General features: G+C 34.8%; 16 protein-coding genes. 12 read left to right on the plus strand and 4 right to left on the minus strand.

From position 1 onward, the window contains the following. Positions 1-6 precede the first annotated feature (6 nt). Positions 7-822, plus strand: coding sequence for a hypothetical protein (locus tag OL225_RS04705; RefSeq protein WP_264517436.1), 816 nt, complete (start codon positions 7-9; stop codon positions 820-822). Between the two features lie 26 nt (positions 823-848). Here OL225_RS04705 and OL225_RS04710 read toward each other — a convergent pair whose 3' ends face one another. Together OL225_RS04710 and OL225_RS04715 are read right to left on the minus strand one after the other, a co-directional pair. Further along, positions 849-1,265 carry a carboxymuconolactone decarboxylase family protein gene (locus OL225_RS04710; protein WP_264517437.1) on the minus strand — a complete coding sequence of 139 codons (417 nt, stop codon included), beginning with the start codon at positions 1,263-1,265 and terminating at the stop codon, positions 849-851. Between the two features lie 126 nt (positions 1,266-1,391). Next, positions 1,392-1,784, minus strand: a complete 393-nt coding sequence (locus OL225_RS04715) for a winged helix-turn-helix transcriptional regulator (protein ID WP_264517438.1) — start codon at positions 1,782-1,784, stop codon at positions 1,392-1,394. Between the two features lie 166 nt (positions 1,785-1,950). Here OL225_RS04715 and OL225_RS04720 point away from each other — a divergent pair, with 166 nt between their 5' ends. Further along, complete coding sequence (locus OL225_RS04720) at positions 1,951-3,012, plus strand: NADH:flavin oxidoreductase (RefSeq protein WP_264517439.1); 1,062 nt, start codon at positions 1,951-1,953, stop codon at positions 3,010-3,012. Between the two features lie 222 nt (positions 3,013-3,234). Here the strand turns inward: OL225_RS04720 and OL225_RS04725 are convergent, their stop codons facing one another. Next, entirely contained in the window at positions 3,235-3,399 is a 165-nt protein-coding gene (locus tag OL225_RS04725) for a bacteriocin-like protein (protein WP_157885757.1), read from the minus strand. A 195-nt stretch (positions 3,400-3,594) separates the two neighbouring features. After that, complete coding sequence (locus OL225_RS04730; RefSeq protein WP_047378198.1) at positions 3,595-4,797, minus strand: aminopeptidase C; 1,203 nt, start codon at positions 4,795-4,797, stop codon at positions 3,595-3,597. Positions 4,798-4,994: 197 nt separating this feature from the next. Between OL225_RS04730 and OL225_RS04735 the strand changes: the two genes are divergently transcribed. The 10 genes from OL225_RS04735 (at position 4,995) to OL225_RS04780 (ending at position 19,159) form a co-directional block, all read left to right on the plus strand. Next, positions 4,995-5,513: an RNA polymerase sigma factor gene (locus tag OL225_RS04735; RefSeq protein WP_264517440.1), complete on the plus strand. Its 519-nt coding sequence runs from the start codon at positions 4,995-4,997 to the stop codon at positions 5,511-5,513. 12 nt (positions 5,514-5,525) lie between these two features. Then, complete coding sequence (locus OL225_RS04740) at positions 5,526-7,841, plus strand: T9SS type A sorting domain-containing protein (protein ID WP_264517441.1); 2,316 nt, start codon at positions 5,526-5,528, stop codon at positions 7,839-7,841. Between the two features lie 65 nt (positions 7,842-7,906). Then, positions 7,907-10,675: a hypothetical protein gene (locus OL225_RS04745; protein ID WP_264517442.1), complete on the plus strand. Its 2,769-nt coding sequence runs from the start codon at positions 7,907-7,909 to the stop codon at positions 10,673-10,675. A gap of 3 nt (positions 10,676-10,678) precedes the next feature. Next, a complete protein-coding gene (locus OL225_RS04750; protein ID WP_264517443.1) occupies positions 10,679-15,196 on the plus strand; it encodes a TonB-dependent receptor plug domain-containing protein in 4,518 nt (1,505 codons plus the stop codon). Positions 15,197-15,328: 132 nt separating this feature from the next. Next, positions 15,329-15,832: a GbsR/MarR family transcriptional regulator gene (locus OL225_RS04755; protein ID WP_034696386.1), complete on the plus strand. Its 504-nt coding sequence runs from the start codon at positions 15,329-15,331 to the stop codon at positions 15,830-15,832. A gap of 156 nt (positions 15,833-15,988) precedes the next feature. Then, on the plus strand, positions 15,989-16,375 hold the full coding sequence (locus tag OL225_RS04760; RefSeq protein ID WP_264517444.1) for a hypothetical protein: 387 nt from the start codon (positions 15,989-15,991) through the stop codon (positions 16,373-16,375). Next, the gene (locus tag OL225_RS04765) at positions 16,348-17,160 is read left to right on the plus strand and encodes a DCC1-like thiol-disulfide oxidoreductase family protein (protein WP_264517445.1); all 813 of its coding nucleotides are present in this window, start codon (positions 16,348-16,350) and stop codon (positions 17,158-17,160) included. Before OL225_RS04760 ends, OL225_RS04765 begins: the two co-directional genes overlap by 28 nt. A 12-nt stretch (positions 17,161-17,172) precedes the next feature. Then, positions 17,173-17,955: a fatty acid desaturase family protein gene (locus OL225_RS04770; RefSeq protein ID WP_264517446.1), complete on the plus strand. Its 783-nt coding sequence runs from the start codon at positions 17,173-17,175 to the stop codon at positions 17,953-17,955. Between the two features lie 3 nt (positions 17,956-17,958). Next, a complete protein-coding gene (locus OL225_RS04775; protein ID WP_264517447.1) occupies positions 17,959-18,435 on the plus strand; it encodes an SRPBCC family protein in 477 nt (158 codons plus the stop codon). Positions 18,436-18,454: 19 nt separating this feature from the next. Next, positions 18,455-19,159, plus strand: a complete 705-nt coding sequence (locus tag OL225_RS04780) for a YqjF family protein (RefSeq protein ID WP_264517449.1) — start codon at positions 18,455-18,457, stop codon at positions 19,157-19,159. Positions 19,160-19,252 lie beyond the last annotated feature (93 nt).

Consider the following 19,252-nt stretch of genomic DNA (forward strand, 5'->3'; position numbering starts at 1 on the left):
TTCTTCATGAAAAATATTTCAGAGCAAATAGTAAAAAGGCAAATTGATAGTCTTCCATTAATTCAAAACTATACATGTGTTTTAATAAAAAATCGTTTTAATTATAAAGTGGATGGAACAGGTGTATTTATAAAGATTGGAAATTTACATTTACTTATCTCTGCTGCTCATGTATTTGATAATTTTCATGAACTATTTATTCCAATAGATAATGGTGAGAATTTAATACAACCTGGAGGTAGAATTATTGTAAATGTTCCTAAATCTTCAAGAAATAATGATGAATTGGATATTGGTATTGTTATGTTAGATGAAATTACAATAAAAGATATAAAGAAGACTTATAATTTTTTAAATGAGAATAGTTTACAGATTAATCATAAAAATAGTTATTTACATAATTACATAATTTGGGGCTATCCTTCAAGTTGGTCTCAAAAATCTCTTTCAAGAAACTCATTTCACTCACGCCCTTTTATTCATTTTACAAAATGTGTTGATCAAATAGAATATCAGCAACTCAATAGGTATGAATTCTTGAACTTAATAGTTGAGTATGATAGGCAAAATAGTTTAAACTTTAAATCAAAAGAGTTTAGCTATGGTCCTGATTTGTTTGGAATAAGTGGATGTGGATTATGGTATCTAGATCCAGAGGATTATAATAAGAGTGCGGATCCAAAATTAGTTGGAATTATGACGGACTGGTCAATTCTTAATAGGAAGAGACTTATTGCAACTCGAATTGATGCCGTAACTGAATTTTTGAAGAAAAATGAAAACATAGATTTTCCGGAATCCAATTTATTTTCTATAAAATAAATATCAAACGATAACCTTTAAGTTTTTTAATCCTCTCCAGCTAAAGTTATCCTCAATTTATTCAAAGTATTCATCAGAGTTATACTTGCAGTAAGTTCTACAATTTCACGCTCTGTAAAATGCTTTATCAGTTTTGCCTTAGTGTTTTCCCAATCATATTTATTGTAAATGATAGCTTCTGCCCATTCTAAAACAAGTTTTTGCTGATCATTGAAGACTTGGGTATGTTTCCAGCCCGGAAGTCTGTTAATGATATCCTGTTCAAGGCCAAAATCGGAAAGTTCTTTAGCATGAAAACTGCAGCAATAGGCACATCCATTGATTTGAGAGATACGCAATTCTACTAATGCAATTAACTTTTCATCAATACCGGATTTTCTAATGCTGTTGTGTGCTCTGTACAGATTTTCAATCGTTTCTTTTGCAATTTCTTTGTAATTCATAATGAAAATTTTTATGCAAATTTGCATCAGAAACACTTCAGAAACTATATGCTTACATTTTGGTTATACACTTACCTTTTTGAAAGTATCCTTATGGAACGTAGCATTTTAAAAACAAAAAAGCCATCAAACATTGACAGCCTTTATATTTTTCACATCCTCATTCAAAAAAGTACAATCTTTATCTTCATGTTGCCCTTTCACCTGATATTTTGCTTCCCATTCTTCCAATAAATAGAGGATGGGTAGCAAGGCCAATCCCTTTTCTGTAAGAGAATATTCCACTCTTGGAGGAAGTTCCTTAAACTCTTCACGAATAACCAGTCCATCGGCTTCCATCTCTCTCAGCTGATCAGTCAATACCTTTCTGGAAATGACATTAATGCGTACTGCCAGTTCCCCAAAACGTAACTTTCTGTCTTTAATAACAAGAACAATAATAGGCTTCCATTTGCTTCCCAAAGCGGCCATTGCCTTGCCCAGAGGACAGCTGTATTGCATTAATTCATTCTTTTTCATAGAGAGATCTTTATTTTAAATATCATATGAGACCTGCGTTTCATACGTTACTTTGATGTTACTAATGTAAGTTACTGCGAAGTTACCACTATTTTTTTAATAAAAGATACAAAAGCGAACTATTATTAGTTACTTTGTGTAACAATTATAAAATATAAATTTAAATATGAGCACATCATCATTATTTAAACCGTTTCAATACAAAAATTTACAGCTTAAAAATAGAATCGTAATGGCTCCTATGACCAGAGCACAGTCTGACAATGGAGTCCCAACTCAGAATGTCGCAGACTATTATGGAAGAAGAGCCGCTTCAGAAGTAGGATTAATTCTTTCTGAGGGAACTGTGATCAACAGACCGGGATCAAAAAATATGCAGAATATTCCTGATTTCTATGGAACAGAAGCTTTAAACGGATGGAAAAATGTAATTGATACTGTACATCAGAATGGAGGTAAAATGGGCCCTCAGATCTGGCATGTAGGAGATACAAGAATGTCTGAAGACTATCCGTTGGTTCCAATGGAAAAGGCTTCCACAATGACGATTGAAGATATTCAGGATACCATTGCACAGTTTGCAGCATCTGCAAAATCTGCGAAAGACCTTGGTTTCGACTGTATTGAAATTCATGGAGCTCACGGATACCTTATTGACCAGTTTTTCTGGGAAGTAACCAATACAAGAACTGACGAATACGGTGGTAAAACACTAAAAGAAAGAAGCAGATTTGCTGTAGAAGTAGTAAAAGCGATCAGAGCAGCAGTAGGAGAAGATTTTACCATTATCATCCGTCTTTCACAGTGGAAACAGCAGGATTATAAAACCAGACTGGCATTCACTCCCAGCGAAATGGAAGAATGGTTATTACCGTTAAAAGAAGCAGGTGTAGATATTTTCCACTGTTCACAACGTCGTTTCTGGGAGCCGGAATTTGAAGGTTCTGATTTAAACTTTGCAGGATGGGCTAAAAAAATTACCGGACAGCCAACCATTACCGTAGGATCTGTAGGTTTAAACGGAGATTTCCTGAATGCTTTTGCAGGACAGGGAACAGAAAAAACAGATCTTACAGAACTGATCAGAAGACTTGATAATGAAGAATTTGATCTTGTTGCTGTAGGAAGAGCTATTTTACAGGATCACCAGTGGGTACAGAAGATCAAAGACGGAAATACAGAAGCTCTTTTAGATTTTTCAGCAGAAAGTATGGGCGTTTTATTTTAATATCAATTAGAATGATGGACTCGCTTCACAGTCGATTTTTTAACAGCATAATTTATTCACTTGTGAAGCGGAATTAATGATTCAGCCTGGTATTAAATCAGCATAATTCACTTTATTTTATATTTAATTTTCACCTATTTATTAAAGAACCCGATTTCAGAATTTCTGAAATCGGGTTCTTATTTGTTTTATAAATAACTTCTGAAAATTCTGAAGGTCATTTTATAAGAATCTGCATCCTGTTGCAGCGGGTTCGCATGACCAGTAGGCAGGAACACCATTTTCAGCTTTGTGGCGGCAGGCAACAGTATCTCCTTCACACTGTGGTGCATTTCCTCCGATGATGTTCTTTAATGTCGATTTTGTTAATTTCTTTAGATTTTTCATGTTAATTAGTTTGTTGATTCATGCAAATATAATATTTTTTGTAAATCAAACAATACTTTACACTAAAATGGGAAATAAATTATTTCAAAGAATGTATTTTAAAAACAAACCCGCTTCCGGAATTTCCGGAAGCGGGTTTTAACAGATTTAAATATCTAAAACTGCCTTTAAGCCGGCAGAAATGATTTCTTTATCTTATAAACCGATATTCTTAGTTGGCTTTAATTGCTTTAAGATGCTTTTCGGAATTGCATTTTTGTGAACAAGGATGGCTGTTGATTTGTATTCAACATAAGGTCTTGTTACATAAAGATATCCGGCAAAATCATTGGTTACTCCCCATGAGTTTTTCACCATATAATATTCTTTACCTGTCTGGTCTTTTGCCAAACCTACGATATGCATACCGTGGTCATCCGTTGTAGAAAGGTTGTTAAGCGCTTTCTGACGCATGTCTTCAGTGATGGTTTTATCTTTTTTAGGCTCAGTAAACAAAGTCTGCTTGTTCTCTGCAGTGATCTGATCAAATTCCATATCCGGAACATAAGCTACACCATTTTTATAAGAGAAATAAGGTTCAGAAACGTCAGTTGCCCAACCCACAGAATATCCTTTCGTTACTGCATTGTCGATGATGGCTGTAAGATCTTTCATTGGAACATTCCAGTCAGAATCATGGCTCCAGTTATCAGGAATAGGAACTACAAATTTCTCATAATAAGCATAATCTTTGTAAGAAGATAATTCTACATAATCTTCAGGATTGATTCCTACTACTTCTTTAGCAAATGTTTTCGGGGTGTAGTTTTTCCCTTCATATGTGAAGTTGGCAGGTACTTTTCCTAAATATTCATCAAGAATAGCATCTACAGAATCCATCCAGTTATCTGTAAGTTTTCCTTTTGAAGAAGCCTGAACAAGGCTGTCAAGAACCGGCTTCAGTTTCCCCTGCATTTCCTTGAAGTTATTCGTCGTTTGTCCGGCTTTTAACCCTGTGTACACATCCTGAGGAACTGCACCATACTTCTTGTACATATTGATTACATCATGAAGTTCTCCTCCGTCACCCCAACTGATAGCGCCATTATTTAACACATATAATTTAGCTTTATCATGATAAGAGTTTCTTGCTGTAAAAATTTCAGCAAGATCTACAGGTTTTTTGCCCATTCTCTGCATTTCAGATTCAAGGAATGAATTTCCTGAATAGCTCCAGCAAGTTCCTGATGATCCCTGATTCTTTACAGAAGTTGCACCAACGTCTTTTAACGTTGTGAACTGAAAATTAGCATTTTGTGATTGGTTGTTTTTTAACTTGTTGATTAAGTCATCTTGGGCAAACATCATACTTCCTGCAGACAAAACAAAAAGTAATGATGCAATTTTGGCATTTTTCATTACTATAAAAAGATTATTTATATTAAGAGTCGTTGATAATAGAGATTTGTTACACAAGGAAAAGTTAAATTTGAAATGAAAAAAATACTAAAAAACTGATTTTCAAATTTGCTTTTTTATCATTTTATCCAAAAAAGTTGATCATGTTTCCAACCTATGCAAAAGTTTCTGCATCTATAATAGTATAACTCCTGACTATGGAACAAGAATTATTATTGGAATGCCAACGTAGCGACCGCAATGCACAGCGGAAAGTTTACGAGAAAATGGCGGGCAGACTTTACGCAGTCTGCAGACGCTATTTGAAAAACGACGAAGATATAGAAGAAGTATTGGCTGATACGTTCTACAAAATATTTACGAAAATTACACAGCTTCATAATGCTGATACTTTTGAAGCATGGGCAAGAAAAATTGCTGTGAACGAATGTCTGCAGAAATTAAGAACCAACAAAGGACTGTTTATTTCCCTGGAAGAAAACTTTATTGATCATTCTGAAGGAACTACAGAAAGCCTTTCTCTGGAAAAAGATATTTTGAGTTTACTGAACTTTCTCCCGGAAGGCTGCAGAGCAATCTTTAATCTTTTCGTTATTGAAGGATATCCTCACAAGGAAATAGCTGCCATGCTTTCCATCAGTGAAGGAACTTCAAAATCACAGCTCAATTTTGCAAGAAAGAAGCTGCAGGAACTTTTAGTGAATCAAAACATTTAAACTTTTACAACAATGGAAAATAATCATATAGACCAACAATTCAATGAAGCTTCCAAGCTTTCAGAAGAACCAACAGTTTTTCCTGGTTTTGAAAAAGTATGGGAAAAAGTTGAAGAGAAACTAGATAAAAAAGAAAATAAAAAGAGAATAATTCCTTTTTGGCTGCCGTATGGTATTGCTGCAAGTCTGGTGATTGGACTGGGTGCTTTTTATTTTATGAATAAAAAAGAAGCTGCAGAACCTTTAAAACCAATAATAGCAGAGAATACAACGTCAAGAGGACCTATTAGCAAAACGGATATTGCAAAAATTGACCGTACTATAAAAGAAAATATAGGGAAAGAAGAATTGCCTGGATCTGTACCTCTTCCTTTACCGAATCAACCTTCACCAATTTTAGGAATAGATGTATACAAATCTCCGCCTACCTGCAATTTACCACCAGTACAAGCTCCTGATAGAATAACAACATCTTTACCCCAAATATATAGTGACACTTTAAAAACACAAAGTATTGATGAAGTTGTTGTCACTGCATTAAGGATTAAAAAGAGTTATAAATCTGTTGCTGCATCTTCAACGGTTATGATTGCTTCTGCAGATAAACCTTCTGTACGTCCTCCGGCTGTAGTATCTTCATTGTCAGGAAGTGTTGCAGGGTTAGAAGTAACAAGTGGGACTAAACGATCTGGTGAAATACTGATTAGAGGAGCTAAGAGTATAGACGGTCGTTCGATAAGTCCTTTATATGTAGTTGACGGAGTTATAATAGGTAGGAAATCTGATTTTTTTAATACACTTGATCCTAAAAAGATCAAAGAAGTAAAAGTAATAAAAGATGTAGAAGCTACAGCCTTATATGGAAGTAAAGCAACGAATGGAGTAGTGGTGATCACAACCAAAGGATTATCCAGAGATGAAATAGAAAACTTAAAAAAAATATCTTCAGATAGTATAAAAGAATCCTCAAAAGAAGATGAAGAACCGGAAAAAATACTTCCTAAAGCAGGTCAGCTGACAGCCGGAGAAGTAAATGATTTTTCTAAATGGGAGTATTGGACAGATATTGCAGTTCCAACTCTTGATCAATATAAAAATACCTGGAAGCTTTTTCCTGATAACAGGGTTTCTGTTCAATTGGTAAACCGAGATAAAAGACCAATAGTGGGTGAAAAGGTAAAACTGTTGGATGATAAGAAAAATGTTATTTGGGAAGCCGTTTCAGATAACCTGGGCAATGTAGAACTATGGATTTCACCAATGACAGATGAAAACTCGGGTTCAGAGAAATATTATTTATCTGATGGTTCAGGGCAGATAATCAGCAGCAATATCAGGACGTTTAAAAATGGACAGAATCTGATTATTCTGGATAAGCCCTGTCTACAAAAACGTAGATTGGATCTCGCTTTTGTAGTGGATGCTACAGGTTCTATGGGGGATGAGATTTCTTATCTTCAGTCTGAACTTTTGGATGTGTTGAAAAAGATCGAAGGAAAGCTTAAAAATACAACTGTAAGGTACGGGTCCGTTTTTTACAGAGATCATGGAGATGAATATGTGACCCGAAAATTTGATTTTTCCGATAAAGCTGAGGATCTTGTTGGATTTATTAAAAAACAAAAGGCCGGAGGTGGTGGAGATACACCGGAAGCTGTTGTAGAAGCCCTGAAAGTTTCTGTCGACGAGCTGAAATGGAGTAATGAAAATTCAACCAAAATAATGTTTTTAATTCTGGATGCACCACCACACCATTCGGAACAGAATATAAAGGAACTTTATAGTACAATAAAGGCTGCTGCAAAGAAAGGTATTACGATTATTCCACTGGCTGCCAGTGATACAGATAAGCAGACAGAGTATCTGATGCGGACATTTGCTTTACTCACCAATGGTACCTATACATTCCTTACAGATGACAGTGGGATAGGAAACAGCCATATCAAACCAACCATAGATTCTTATGAAGTTGAAAAACTGAATGATTTATTATTAAGATTAATCCTTCAAAGAGCAGTTGTACCGGAATGCGGCACAGGAATTTCAAATGATCATATCAATAAAAAAATGGAGAAAGAAATTGATAGCCAGGTTGATAGTAAGACTATACTATTTCCTAATCCAACAAAAGGTCTGATGCAGATAAAAACAAGAAAATCAATTGAAGAACTGTTTGTTTATGATCTCGCCGGAAAAATTATTATGAGAAAAGAAAAACTACCCGAAGGTAAAAATACAATTGATTTAACTTCTTATCCTCAAGGGATTTACCTTGTACGTATTCATACTAATGGTCTGTGGGAAACATTTAAGGTCATTAAAAACTAACATATTTAAAAAAGAAATTTCCCCGGAAGTTTCTTTTTTTATATTTTTAAACATACTAATAACTGATGAAAAAGAATTATTTGCTGTTGCTGCCGTTTACCATTACTTTATTACAGGCACAAAATTCACAATTATATTATTCCGGGAAATTTTTAACGACAAAAGATAAAGCTCAGAACTTTTTAAAGGTTTCTAATAAAAACAGTGGTGTTTATGAACTGACCGATGAGGAAGGATTTGCCATTATTGCTGCGAAACCTTATGATACCCTTGTATGGAATCAAGGCAAAAATACTCATGTTATTTCTACCTATGAGCTTAAGGAATTAAAAACTATTCTGGAAAATCAGACTGGCAATAGAAATGTCGAAAATATTTATAGTAAAACCTATGACAGCCTGGTTTCAAAAGAGATCAGAGATGATTTCAGTATTGAAAAAACAAAGACCCGTTTAAGTAAAAGGTCACATTCTTATTTTGAGAGAATCAGACAGTTAAAACCAAAAAATGACAGCCTTTATGTTTTAAAAAGGCTCAACCAGAAAACATTACTTTTTAATGGGAGTTTTACCACATCCTTAGATATTAAAAACAGGAATGGGATTCCCGGAACTCAAAGCAAATATGTACAGGGAAGATCAGAAAATGGAAGTCTTGTCTGGAAAGGACCGGAAACCAACGAAATGTTCAGTTTTGGACCGGATATTTCTACCCTGGGGTTTGATGGACTGGCTTATGAATATGATCAGAACGGAAGACTGATTCCTTGGGTTGATGGAGTTCAGCATGCCAGAAAATATAATAACAGCCTTTTTAAAACAACGGTAGGGTACAATAACCAGTTGAATGTAAATGCTTTTATAAAAGAAGGTTACAATGAGAAAATCCGGCTGTCATTGAACCTTGGCCAGCAGAAGAACCAGATGTATTTTATAGATCAGTTTGATATTACCAACACTTTTAAAGCAAAGCTGAATACAGAGCTTAATGGATATTCAATTAATCTTGCTTTTAATTACGAACAAGAAAAAGCTACCAATACCAATAGAATAGGACTGTTCAACAGAGCCTATCAGAATTCATTGTTAACACCCATTTCTTTTTCAAATGAGCAAAATATCCTTCTGAATAATGGTTCACAAAGAAGTTACAGCAAAGATGCAGACAATCCCTCATTCCTTTTTGAACAGGATGACAAATACCGGTATCAGAATCGTGAAAGGCAATTCAGTCTTAATGTTGGAAAAAACTGGGGTAATTTTAAACTGAATATCAGCCAGTCTTATGAAAGTAACAATATCTGGAACCGGGATCAGTATAAACCTTCTGTTTATGGCTTCAGCAATGGAGTATTGAATGAAAGGATTCAAAACAACAGCTTATATCATTCCAATATATTGGGTTCCTATGCATTAGGGGATTATGATTTTAAAAATACGTTCAGTCTGAATTTTATCTTAAACGATAGAAAATCGGATGTTTATAACAGCTTTATCAATCAGAAATACCAATATCAGAGAACTTCGCAGGATCATATTTTTAATTATAATATGGATATCCGTGATTATGATTTTGAAGCTGGTTTTAATCTTGGAAATTCATTTTATATTTCTAATACATCCCTTAATAACAACTACTGGCTTCCCAAAGCTAATTTTTATGTAAAGTTCAATAACATTTTCAATTGGTATAATTACAATTTTAAATTATTGGGAAGTTATACACAGCTGAGCACCGAGCCGGAAATTACAAGATCATACGCTTCTTATGCCACCACTTTATTGAATGCACAAAACTATAATCAATATTTCCCGGTACAGGAAGTGGAGAGCTTCAGAGGTTTATCCAATATTAATACAAAGGAGTGGAAAGCGGGTGCCAGGCTTGACGTTAGTTATAATATAAGTCTGGAAGGAGAATATTTCAACAGAAAAAATACAGATGATATATTTCCTGTTTTTGAAAATAATCAGTTAAAATTAAAGAATATAGCAGATCATACCTACAGTGGATATGAATTCAATTTTGCCTATGACCGTTTGCGCCTTGGGGATGACTTTTACAGTATCCAGAAAGTGTCATTTTTCAAATATAAAGATATCGTAGACAAGATAGCTCCCGGTTATAAGAATATACCTGTTTCAGGATTTAAAGACATTTATAAAACCCTTACTGAAGGCCAGGCTTTGGGAGCTGTCATGGGGAGCTATTTTGAAAGAAATGTTGACGGGCAATTGATCATTGATGAGCCTGGATTCCCCAAAAAAGCAGAAGGAATGAAAATTATCGCAGACCCTACACCAGATTTCGTGATGAAATTTACTCATAGTTTTGCGTATAAAATTTTTTCCTTAGATATCAATTGGGAGTGGAAGAAAGGAGGACAGCTCTGGAACGGAACACAGGCTGTTCTTGATTATTACGGCCGTTCTTCCGACTCGGGAGAAGATAGAAATATCAAAAACTATGTTTTCCAAGGCGTGCAAGCAAATGGAACTGTAAACCAGATTCCTGTAGATTTCTATGATCCCAATCTGAATGTTCTGGAAACCCGATGGACAAGATATGGCTACCTGGGTGTGGCGGAAAACTATATTCAAAAGGCAGATTATGTAAGGATCAGCAATATTTCACTGTCTTCCAATTTTCCAATCAACTATGGCAAGCAGAATCTTAAACTTACTTTTTATGTAAATAATCTAATGCTTTGGCAGGCCAGTAAAGGAGCAGATCCCAATCAGAATTTTTATGATATGGATAATGGAAGAGGACTTGATTTTTTCAACCTTCCATCTTTTAAAACATTCGGATGTATTGTTTCACTCAAATTTTAACCCATGAATTTCAAGCTTATATCACCTTATATCATCTTGCTGAGCTTAGTATTGTCAACGGTTTTCCTAAAAGCACAGCAGCCATTTCAGGACTTTGAAAAAGAAAAGACCTACGTTCAGACCAATCATGTTTTTTATAAACCTGGTGAGGGAATGTATTTTAAAATATACGTTGTAAAAGGAAAAAGTAACCTTCCGGCAGAAGACAGCAGAATCGTTAATTTTGAAATTATTGATCCTGCAGGAAGTGTTTTGAAAAAAATGAAATATGAGATTACCAATGGATACGCCCAGGGTTATTTCTATTTTGATGAAGATATGAAAGGTGGAATTTATAAGATCAGAGCCTTTACCAACTGGATGCAGAATGAAGAAGGGAAAAATACCTTTGAGAAAGAAATTACCCTCCAGAAAATAGTCTCTCCAAGAATTTTAATGAAGCTGGATTTTCCTAAAAAAGGATACGGCCCGGGAGATGAGGTGACAGCCGATTTTTCAATGAGAAGCCTGAGTAACCTTCCGATTCCTTTTTATGAAGCAGATTATACGGTAATGACCAACGGGGAAACTGTTTCAGAAGGTAAAATTATTACAGATAAAGAAGGTAAAAATCAATTAAGCTTCAAGCTCCCGGAAATTTTGAAATCCTCTGATGCCCTTTTGAATATTAAAGTGAATTTTGACGGATTTACAGAATCTATTTCACGAAATATCCCAATAGTTCTGAATAATCTGGATGTGAAATTTTTGCCTGAAGGCGGAACTTTTATCAATGGAGTAGAGCAAAATATTGCCTTTAAAATTCTTGATGAATTTGAAAAACCTGTAGATGCTGTTCTTGCTGTTTACAATCAGAATCATAAAAAAATAAAAGAAATTCCAGCCTATAATTTTGGGATGGGAAGCTTCCGTTTTACGCCGGAAAAAGGAGAAATCTATTATGCAAAAGTGGTAAAGCCGGAAAACAGTACCCAGACTTTTAATTTCCCTGCCGCAAAAGATGAAGGGGTAGTTTTTAATATCCGGAATGAAAACAAAAAAGTAATTTTTACCCTCATTTCAACCGATGAAAAAACGATTACCCTGAAGGGAAATTTCCGCGGAAAAGAATTGTATACCAAAGATCTTCTGTTAAAAAAAGGCAGCAATTTATTGGAAATTAATGAAAAAAACTTCCCCACAGGAATCTGCAGATTTACCGTACTGGAAAACAATATTCCTCTTGCAGAACGTGTGGTTTTTACTAATAAAGAAAACAAATTGAATATAAAGGTTAAACCTGTAAAACAACATTATCTGCCGCGGGAAAAAGTAATTTTGGATATCGAAACTACTGATGAAAATAACAGACCTGTTCCTGCCAACCTTGGATTGAGCGTAGTGGATGATAAGCTCTGGACCTACGCTGATGACAAACAGAATCATATCATTTCCTGGCTTCTGATGGACTCCGAGTTGAAAGGGAAAATTGAAAAGCCACAGTTTTATTTCGATAAAAAAGAAGAAAAAGCCGATAAAAGTTTAGATCTTGTTATGCTGACAAATGGTTACAGGTATTTCGAGTTTATCCCGGAAATTATTACAACCAATAAGTACAAGTTTCTTCCTGAAAAGAAAAATACAATCTATGGAGTGGTGGAAGATGAACACAAAAAACCTGTAAATGCAGATGTTTTTCTTTTGAATACAGATAATAAAAAAATTCTTAAACAGACCGCTGCGGAAAATGGACGTTTTTATTTTTCAGATCTGAATGCGGACCATTCGTATAAAATTATAGCCAGATCTTCTCAGCCTAAACATACATTAAAAATCAGGATCTTGTCGTATAATCTGGATATTAATCCTTTAGTGAAGCAAAAGTTATACAATATTGATGTAGAAGAAATTGTAAAAGAAGCTGAAAGAAAAGAAGTTATAAGAACAGAAAACAGAAATAATACCCAAACATTGAGCAAACCCGGTTTTTCAAAATCTGATACTATCCGGAATAAAAGGATTGAAGAAGTTGTTGTTTTAGGATACAATTTAAAAAGAGATAAAACCGCGATTACTTCTGCAACAATAATGTCTTCGATGGAAATTCAGAATCCCAATGTAGCCTCATTATTAAGCGGAAAAGTTGCCGGATTAGTAATTACGCCGGCAGGACAGCCAGCAGCCAGTACACAGATAAGAATAAGAGGAACAGCATCCATTACCAATAAGACTCCATTATTCATCGTTGATGGTACTCCCGTAGAAAACTTCAATACCACTATAAACCCGAATGATATCAATAGTATTACAGTTCTCAAAGATGCTGCTGCTACCGCTATTTATGGAAGCAGGGCTGCAAACGGGGTTGTGATTATTAATTCATATAAAAATAACAGCTCAAAAATCAGCTTTGATATTACTCCGAAATCTTATGTTGCAATAGAAACGCTGCCTTACGGAAGACTTACTTCATATGCCGGATCAAGAACTTTTGTTTATCCGGAATATAAAACTACCAACACATCCTACCGGTTCGATTATAGGGACGCACTTTACTGGAATCCCGTTGTAGAAACCGATAAAAATGGGAAGGCAAAAGTAGAGCTTTATAATTCAGATGCCAATTCTACTTTTAGAGTGATGACAGAAGGTATTTCTGCAACAGGGCTTTTGGGCAGAGATGAAACCACTTATGCTGCACAGAGCCTTATTTCACTGGATGCTAAAATTCCACAATATCTGACAAGAACGGACCAGATGATGATTCCTGTTGTTATTAAAAATAATTCTTCAGAAATACGGAAAATGACGATGGATGTTATTGTTCCCAATCATGTAAAACTGGTTCATTCTGACAGCTTAATTACCTTAAAACCATTGGAATCGGGAAGATTATTTGTCAAAATACAAACAGACGAGATTGTAGATTCCAACATTCAATTTACTATAAGATCCGGAGATTTCAGAGAAACGATGATTCTTCCGTTTAAAGTAGAAGAGAAAGGATTCCCACATAAGTTTTCCATCATTAATAATAAAACAGAAGATATCAAAATTACTATTCCGGAATACATTAACGGAAGCCTCTATTCATCATATTATGTATTCGAAAATACTGCTTTGAAGCTTTTTGAAGATCTGGAACAGTTGAAAAGAGAACCTTACGGATGCTTTGAACAACTTTCTTCAACGGTGTATCCTAATATTTTTATTCTGGATTATTTAAAATCAGATAAAAAAATAGATACAGCAACTGAGAATCTGGTGGTTAAAAATATGAAAAAAGGGTTCCAGAAAATGTTGAGTTATAAAAACAGAGACGGAGGTTTCGGGTATTTCAGCAGCGAAGATTCGGATGTGGCGCTTTCTGCGTTTGCGCTATTAGAATTTACGGATTTAAAAAAGTATGTAACCCCGGATGCTAAGATCATTCAGGGACTTTCCTCATTCATTTTGTCTAAGAAAAATACAAACGGATTATTTGAAGTAAGAAGACCCTATGAATCAAAAAGGGATTTCTCGGGATATTCCTGGTCAAGAAATATGTATGTGCTGTATGCTTTATCTAAGCTGGGTTTTAAAAATGAAATAGAAGATTCCTTTACAGTAATGATGAAAAGAGTTTTGGTTACAAAAGATTCTTATCAGCTGGCTTTACTTGCCAATGCTGCGGCTCAATTAGGAAAACAAAAGGAATATGATGATCTGATGAAAATATTGGACAAGCAGTATGAAACGAAAAATATAAAATCCAACATCACTTTTACAGGATCATGGGGAATGTCTGCAGATGCAGAAACTCTCTCGCTATATATTATGGCACTTCAGAAAGATGAAACACTGAATCAGTTGAAAATTGCCGAAGCAGCAGATCAGCTCATTAATTTCAATGGATATTACGGGTTCGGTTCTACACAGGCTACAACACTCGCCATACAGGCATTGTCTGAGTTTTTCTCTAAAAACGGAAAACTATATGGAACTGAAAGGCCTGCCATCAAGATTAATCAGGCACAAATTTCACCTATGATGAGTCTTTCGTCAGCATTTAAAGCTGGAGAAAATAATATCAGTATTCATTATCCAACACAAAAAGGTCTGCCTTATAAATTAGAATATCAGTATTATACACTTCTGGCCCCGGAAAGCAAAGATATTCCTGTTACTATGGAAACAAAGCTAAAATCTGCGGTGTCCAGAGTGGGAGAGACCAACAGAATGACAGTGACCGTTAAAAATAAAATCAATGGCCAACTACCAATGACCATAGCGAAGATCGGTATCCCTGCAGGACTGACCTTACAAAATGCTTTGCTAAAAGATCTGATTGATAAAAAACAGATTTCTTATTATGAAATCTTTGACAATTATTTGGTTTTGTACTGGGAACATTTCAATGCTGAAGAGACAAAAACCATCAATCTGGATCTCAAAGTAGAATTTGCAGGAACTTATACCGGAAAATCAAGCAATGTATATCTCTACTACATGCCGGAAGCTAAACATTGGAATCAGGGTATAATTACTAAAATAGAACCTTAATTTTAAATTTTATAAACCCCAAACAGACATTCTCAGGGATGTCTGTTCTATTTTTAAAATTAATTTTCAAAAATTATTGAAAATTCAAAAAATATAATTACATTTGCTACAGAAATCTAAAAGGAAAACAAAATGCAACTTTCAGAAGCAAAAGAAAAATACATTCAGACCTGGGGAACCTTTGCTACCAATTGGGGAATCAACCGTACGATGGCACAGGTGCATGCACTGCTTTTGGCAAGCGGCAAACCTCTTTCTACAGACGAAGTAATGGAACAGTTGGAGATTTCAAGAGGAAATGCCAATATGAATCTTCGTGCTTTGATAGACTGGGGAATCGTGAAAAAAGAGTTTGTGAAAGGTGATCGTAAAGAATATTTCGTAGCGGAGAAAGATGTCTGGTACTTATTCAAACAAATTACCAAGGAGCGCAGAAAAAGAGAAATAGAACCTGTGATTTCTTTTCTTGAAGAATTAAAGAATATCGAAGATAAAGATTCGGAAGAAGCTCAGGAATTTATCAAGCTGATGAATGATTTCAGTTCTGTAACCGGAAAAATTAATAATATTATGGATCTGGCGATAAAAAGTGATGATCACTGGCTGGTGGGGAAGATTACCAATCTGTTGAAATAGAAAAAGAAAGAGGATGAAAATCCTTTTTTATTTCAATTTAATTTTCAAAAATTACTGAAAATATAAAATTAATAATAATTATGAAAAATTTAATCATTCATTTATTCCTGATTATTTATTTCAGAAGAAAAGGATCACTTTAAAACCATTGCTGCCATGAAAACATTTGCAAAATATGATTATTACATTCAGTTATTCTTTATAATAATTGGACCTCAGGCTTTTATATTTGGTGGTTTGTCTGGATTTGTTCTGTTTTATTTTATAGTAGGAATTCCTCAATTGGTAAGTTTCCTGATCAAACTGTTTTTTAAAACAAAAAAGTCAGCGCTGTATATCGCGTATGGAATTGTAATAGTACCGGTCTGGATTATTGTAACCATCTTGTTTACAGAGAAACACATCAATGATTTTTTTGGATATGTTTTAATGGCCGCTCTTTTATATAGCCCTGTGATGGCAGCGGCGTATGTTTATGACTGTTACACTACTTATGAACCTTATAAATCACAATTATGGAAACGCTCAAAAACCACACATTAATCTACGACAATGAATGTCCTATGTGTAATCTCTACTCCAAAGGTTTTACTAAATGCGGAATGCTGGATGAAGATGGAAGAGAAGCATTTACGGAACTTTCAGTGAAAAATAAAATACTGATAGACTTCAACCGTGCGAAAAATGAAATTGCTCTGGTAGATCACAACAAAAATGAAGTCGTTTACGGATTAGACAGTCTGCTCCTTATCATCGGTAACTCTTTTCCATTGTTGGCAAAAATTGCTCGGACAAAACCTCTGTATTGGTTTTTCCAAAAGCTGTATTCCTTTGTTTCTTACAATAGAAAACAGATTATTCCTTCCTCAAAAGATTATACAGAACAATCCTGTGTTCCGGATTTTAACCTGAAATACAGAATAGCATACATCAGTTTTGTTGTTGTTTTTTCAGCATACATCTTAAGTCAATTTTCTTTGAAGTTTGATTTTAATTTAGAACGAAATTTTCTAAGAGAATTTGCTGTTTGTCTTGGTCAGATCGTTTGGCAGACCCTCTTTTTAAAAAGCTATCTCAAAGATAAAATTTGGGATTATCTCGGAAATATGATGACTGTTTCCTTAATCGGGACTTTGCTTTTAATTCCTGCTCTGATAATCGATTTTACTCCTGTCTTTTATCTGGTATACTTTGGGATTGTAGTATTGATCATGTTTCTGGAACATATAAGAAGATGCAGAATACTAAAATTAAATTTTCTTCCAACCATTTCATGGATATTGTTTAGGATAACAGCGCTGGCTATTGTCATTCTGACAACCATTTAAAAAATTAAAAACATGAATCATCTTGAAATTATTAGAACCATAGAGTGGAAAGACCTAAAAAAACTTTCTCCAAAGGAAATACTGATTGAAAATAACATCAGTCTGCCATGGCTTTTTATTTCTTTGTTTTTAGCGTATAAAGGATATTATGGATTAGCATTGCCGTTCTCAGGTTTTTATTTCCTCACCGCATTGAGACAGGTACATAATGGCTTTCACAATTCATTAGGAACCGGAAAAAGGTTGACATGGTTGTCTTTATATCTTAATAGTCTTACAATGATGACCTCTATTCACGCCGTAAAATTCAATCACCTGAGACATCATAAATTTTGCCTCTCAGAAGAAGATTATGAAGGTAAATCTGCTTCTATGAAATGGTATCAAGCCATTCTGTATGGGCCCAAACATATGTTTCTGATTCATTGGGTTACTTTTAAAAAAGCCAATAAAACCTATCGGAAGAATATGATGTTAGAGCTGGCGTCTATAACCATTCTTATAGCAGTAGTGTTTTATTTTCATATTTATTTCCTGATGTATCACATATTGATGATGGTTTTAGGCGAATTTCTAATGGCATTTTTTGCAGTGTGGACTGTTCATCACGATACCCACGAGCATCCTGATATCGCCAGAACACAGCGCGGATTCTGGAAGAATAAATTGAGTTTCAGTATGTTTTATCATATGGAACACCATCTTTTTCCTGCGGTGCCTACCATAAAGCTTCCAGAGCTTGCAGAAAGAATAGACAAAAAGCTTCCAGAATTAAACAAAAAACAAACCTTTTAAAAAATGTCAACAATCTATTTAAACACAGTCATCAAAGCAGATATTCACTATGTTTTTGACCTGGCAAGGAATATTGATCTGCATCAGCAGTCTACCTCAACATCTCATGAAAAAGCAATTGCAGGACGTACCTCTGGATTGATTGAAGAAAATGAAACCGTAACCTGGCGGGCAAAACACCTGGGAGTATATCAAAACCTCACAACAAAAATTGTCAGGATGGAAAAACCTGTTCAGTTCATTGATGTGATGCAGAAAGGAGCCTTCAAATCTATGCGACACCGTCATATTTTTAAAACGGTAAACGGAAAAACACTGATGACAGATGTTTTTGAATTTGAATCTCCGCTTGGCATCATTGGAAAATTATTTAATGCCATTTTTCTTACAGGATATCTCAGAAAATTTCTGATCAAAAGAAACGAAATGATCAAAACCATTGCAGAATCTTCTACCTGTGACGGAATAGCCATTTTTTAACCATAAAAAACAGATTGTAATGAACTTTTTAAAAGCAGAATGGCGAAAGCTGGCCATCATCAATTACGATATTGATCCTGATGTCTTATTGCCCTATTTACCCAAAGGAACAGAACTCGATTTTTATAATGGCAGATGCTATGTAAGCTTGGTGGGATTTATGTTTTTGAATACAAAACTGTTGGGATTACCCATTCCTTTTCACCGAAATTTTGAAGAAGTAAACCTAAGATTTTATGTAAAAAAAGAAGAAAAAGGAGTTTGGAAAAGAGGAGTGGTATTTATCAAAGAGATTGTTCCCAAACCTGCATTAAGCCTGGTTGCAAATTCCATCTATAAAGAAAATTATCATACCATGCCGATGAAAAACCAGATTGATGAAAGTGGAGATGAGCTGCTGATCCGGTATTCATGGAAAGATAAAAGCTGGCATTCTATTCAGATTATGGCTGAGGCTATCGCAAAACCTATGGAAGAAAACTCAGAATTTGAATTTATCACAGAACATTATTTTGGCTTTACCAAAAAAGAAAATACAACCTCTGAATATGAAGTTTGCCACCCAAAATGGGATTGTTATACAGTAAAATACCACCAGTTGGAAATTGATTTTCAAAAAATCTATGGAAGTGATTTTTCCTTCCTGAATGATCAGCAACCCATTTCTGTAATGTTAGCCGAAGGCTCAGAAATTCAAGTCAAAACCAAGAAATACATCAGCTAAAATAATAAGAGCAAAATACCTTCCTCCTTCCAAGACCGTCTGTGCAAATCTGTGAAATTTGTGGGCAAATCATGAACCTTGAACCCAAAACTT

Origin of the sequence: Chryseobacterium viscerum (assembly GCF_025949665.1) — a bacterium.
Taxonomy (GTDB): domain Bacteria; phylum Bacteroidota; class Bacteroidia; order Flavobacteriales; family Weeksellaceae; genus Chryseobacterium; species Chryseobacterium viscerum_A.

Bases quoted from the DNA above. Each gene is read 5' to 3' on its own strand.
- OL225_RS04705 (WP_264517436.1), top strand. From the start codon at position 7: ATGAAAAATATTTCAGAGCAAATAGTAAAAAGGCAAATTGATAGTCTT.
- OL225_RS04710 (WP_264517437.1), bottom strand. From the start codon at position 1,265: ATGAATTACAAAGAAATTGCAAAAGAAACGATTGAAAATCTGTACAGA.
- OL225_RS04720 (WP_264517439.1), top strand. From the start codon at position 1,951: ATGAGCACATCATCATTATTTAAACCGTTTCAATACAAAAATTTACAG.
- OL225_RS04765 (WP_264517445.1), top strand. From the start codon at position 16,348: ATGGAAACGCTCAAAAACCACACATTAATCTACGACAATGAATGTCCT.
- OL225_RS04725 (WP_157885757.1), bottom strand. From the start codon at position 3,399: ATGAAAAATCTAAAGAAATTAACAAAATCGACATTAAAGAACATCATC.
- OL225_RS04750 (WP_264517443.1), top strand. From the start codon at position 10,679: ATGAATTTCAAGCTTATATCACCTTATATCATCTTGCTGAGCTTAGTA.
- OL225_RS04715 (WP_264517438.1), bottom strand. From the start codon at position 1,784: ATGAAAAAGAATGAATTAATGCAATACAGCTGTCCTCTGGGCAAGGCA.
- OL225_RS04745 (WP_264517442.1), top strand. From the start codon at position 7,907: ATGAAAAAGAATTATTTGCTGTTGCTGCCGTTTACCATTACTTTATTA.
- OL225_RS04735 (WP_264517440.1), top strand. From the start codon at position 4,995: ATGGAACAAGAATTATTATTGGAATGCCAACGTAGCGACCGCAATGCA.
- OL225_RS04760 (WP_264517444.1), top strand. From the start codon at position 15,989: ATGAAAACATTTGCAAAATATGATTATTACATTCAGTTATTCTTTATA.
- OL225_RS04770 (WP_264517446.1), top strand. From the start codon at position 17,173: ATGAATCATCTTGAAATTATTAGAACCATAGAGTGGAAAGACCTAAAA.
- OL225_RS04755 (WP_034696386.1), top strand. From the start codon at position 15,329: ATGCAACTTTCAGAAGCAAAAGAAAAATACATTCAGACCTGGGGAACC.
- OL225_RS04775 (WP_264517447.1), top strand. From the start codon at position 17,959: ATGTCAACAATCTATTTAAACACAGTCATCAAAGCAGATATTCACTAT.
- OL225_RS04780 (WP_264517449.1), top strand. From the start codon at position 18,455: ATGAACTTTTTAAAAGCAGAATGGCGAAAGCTGGCCATCATCAATTAC.
- OL225_RS04730 (WP_047378198.1), bottom strand. From the start codon at position 4,797: ATGAAAAATGCCAAAATTGCATCATTACTTTTTGTTTTGTCTGCAGGA.
- OL225_RS04740 (WP_264517441.1), top strand. From the start codon at position 5,526: ATGGAAAATAATCATATAGACCAACAATTCAATGAAGCTTCCAAGCTT.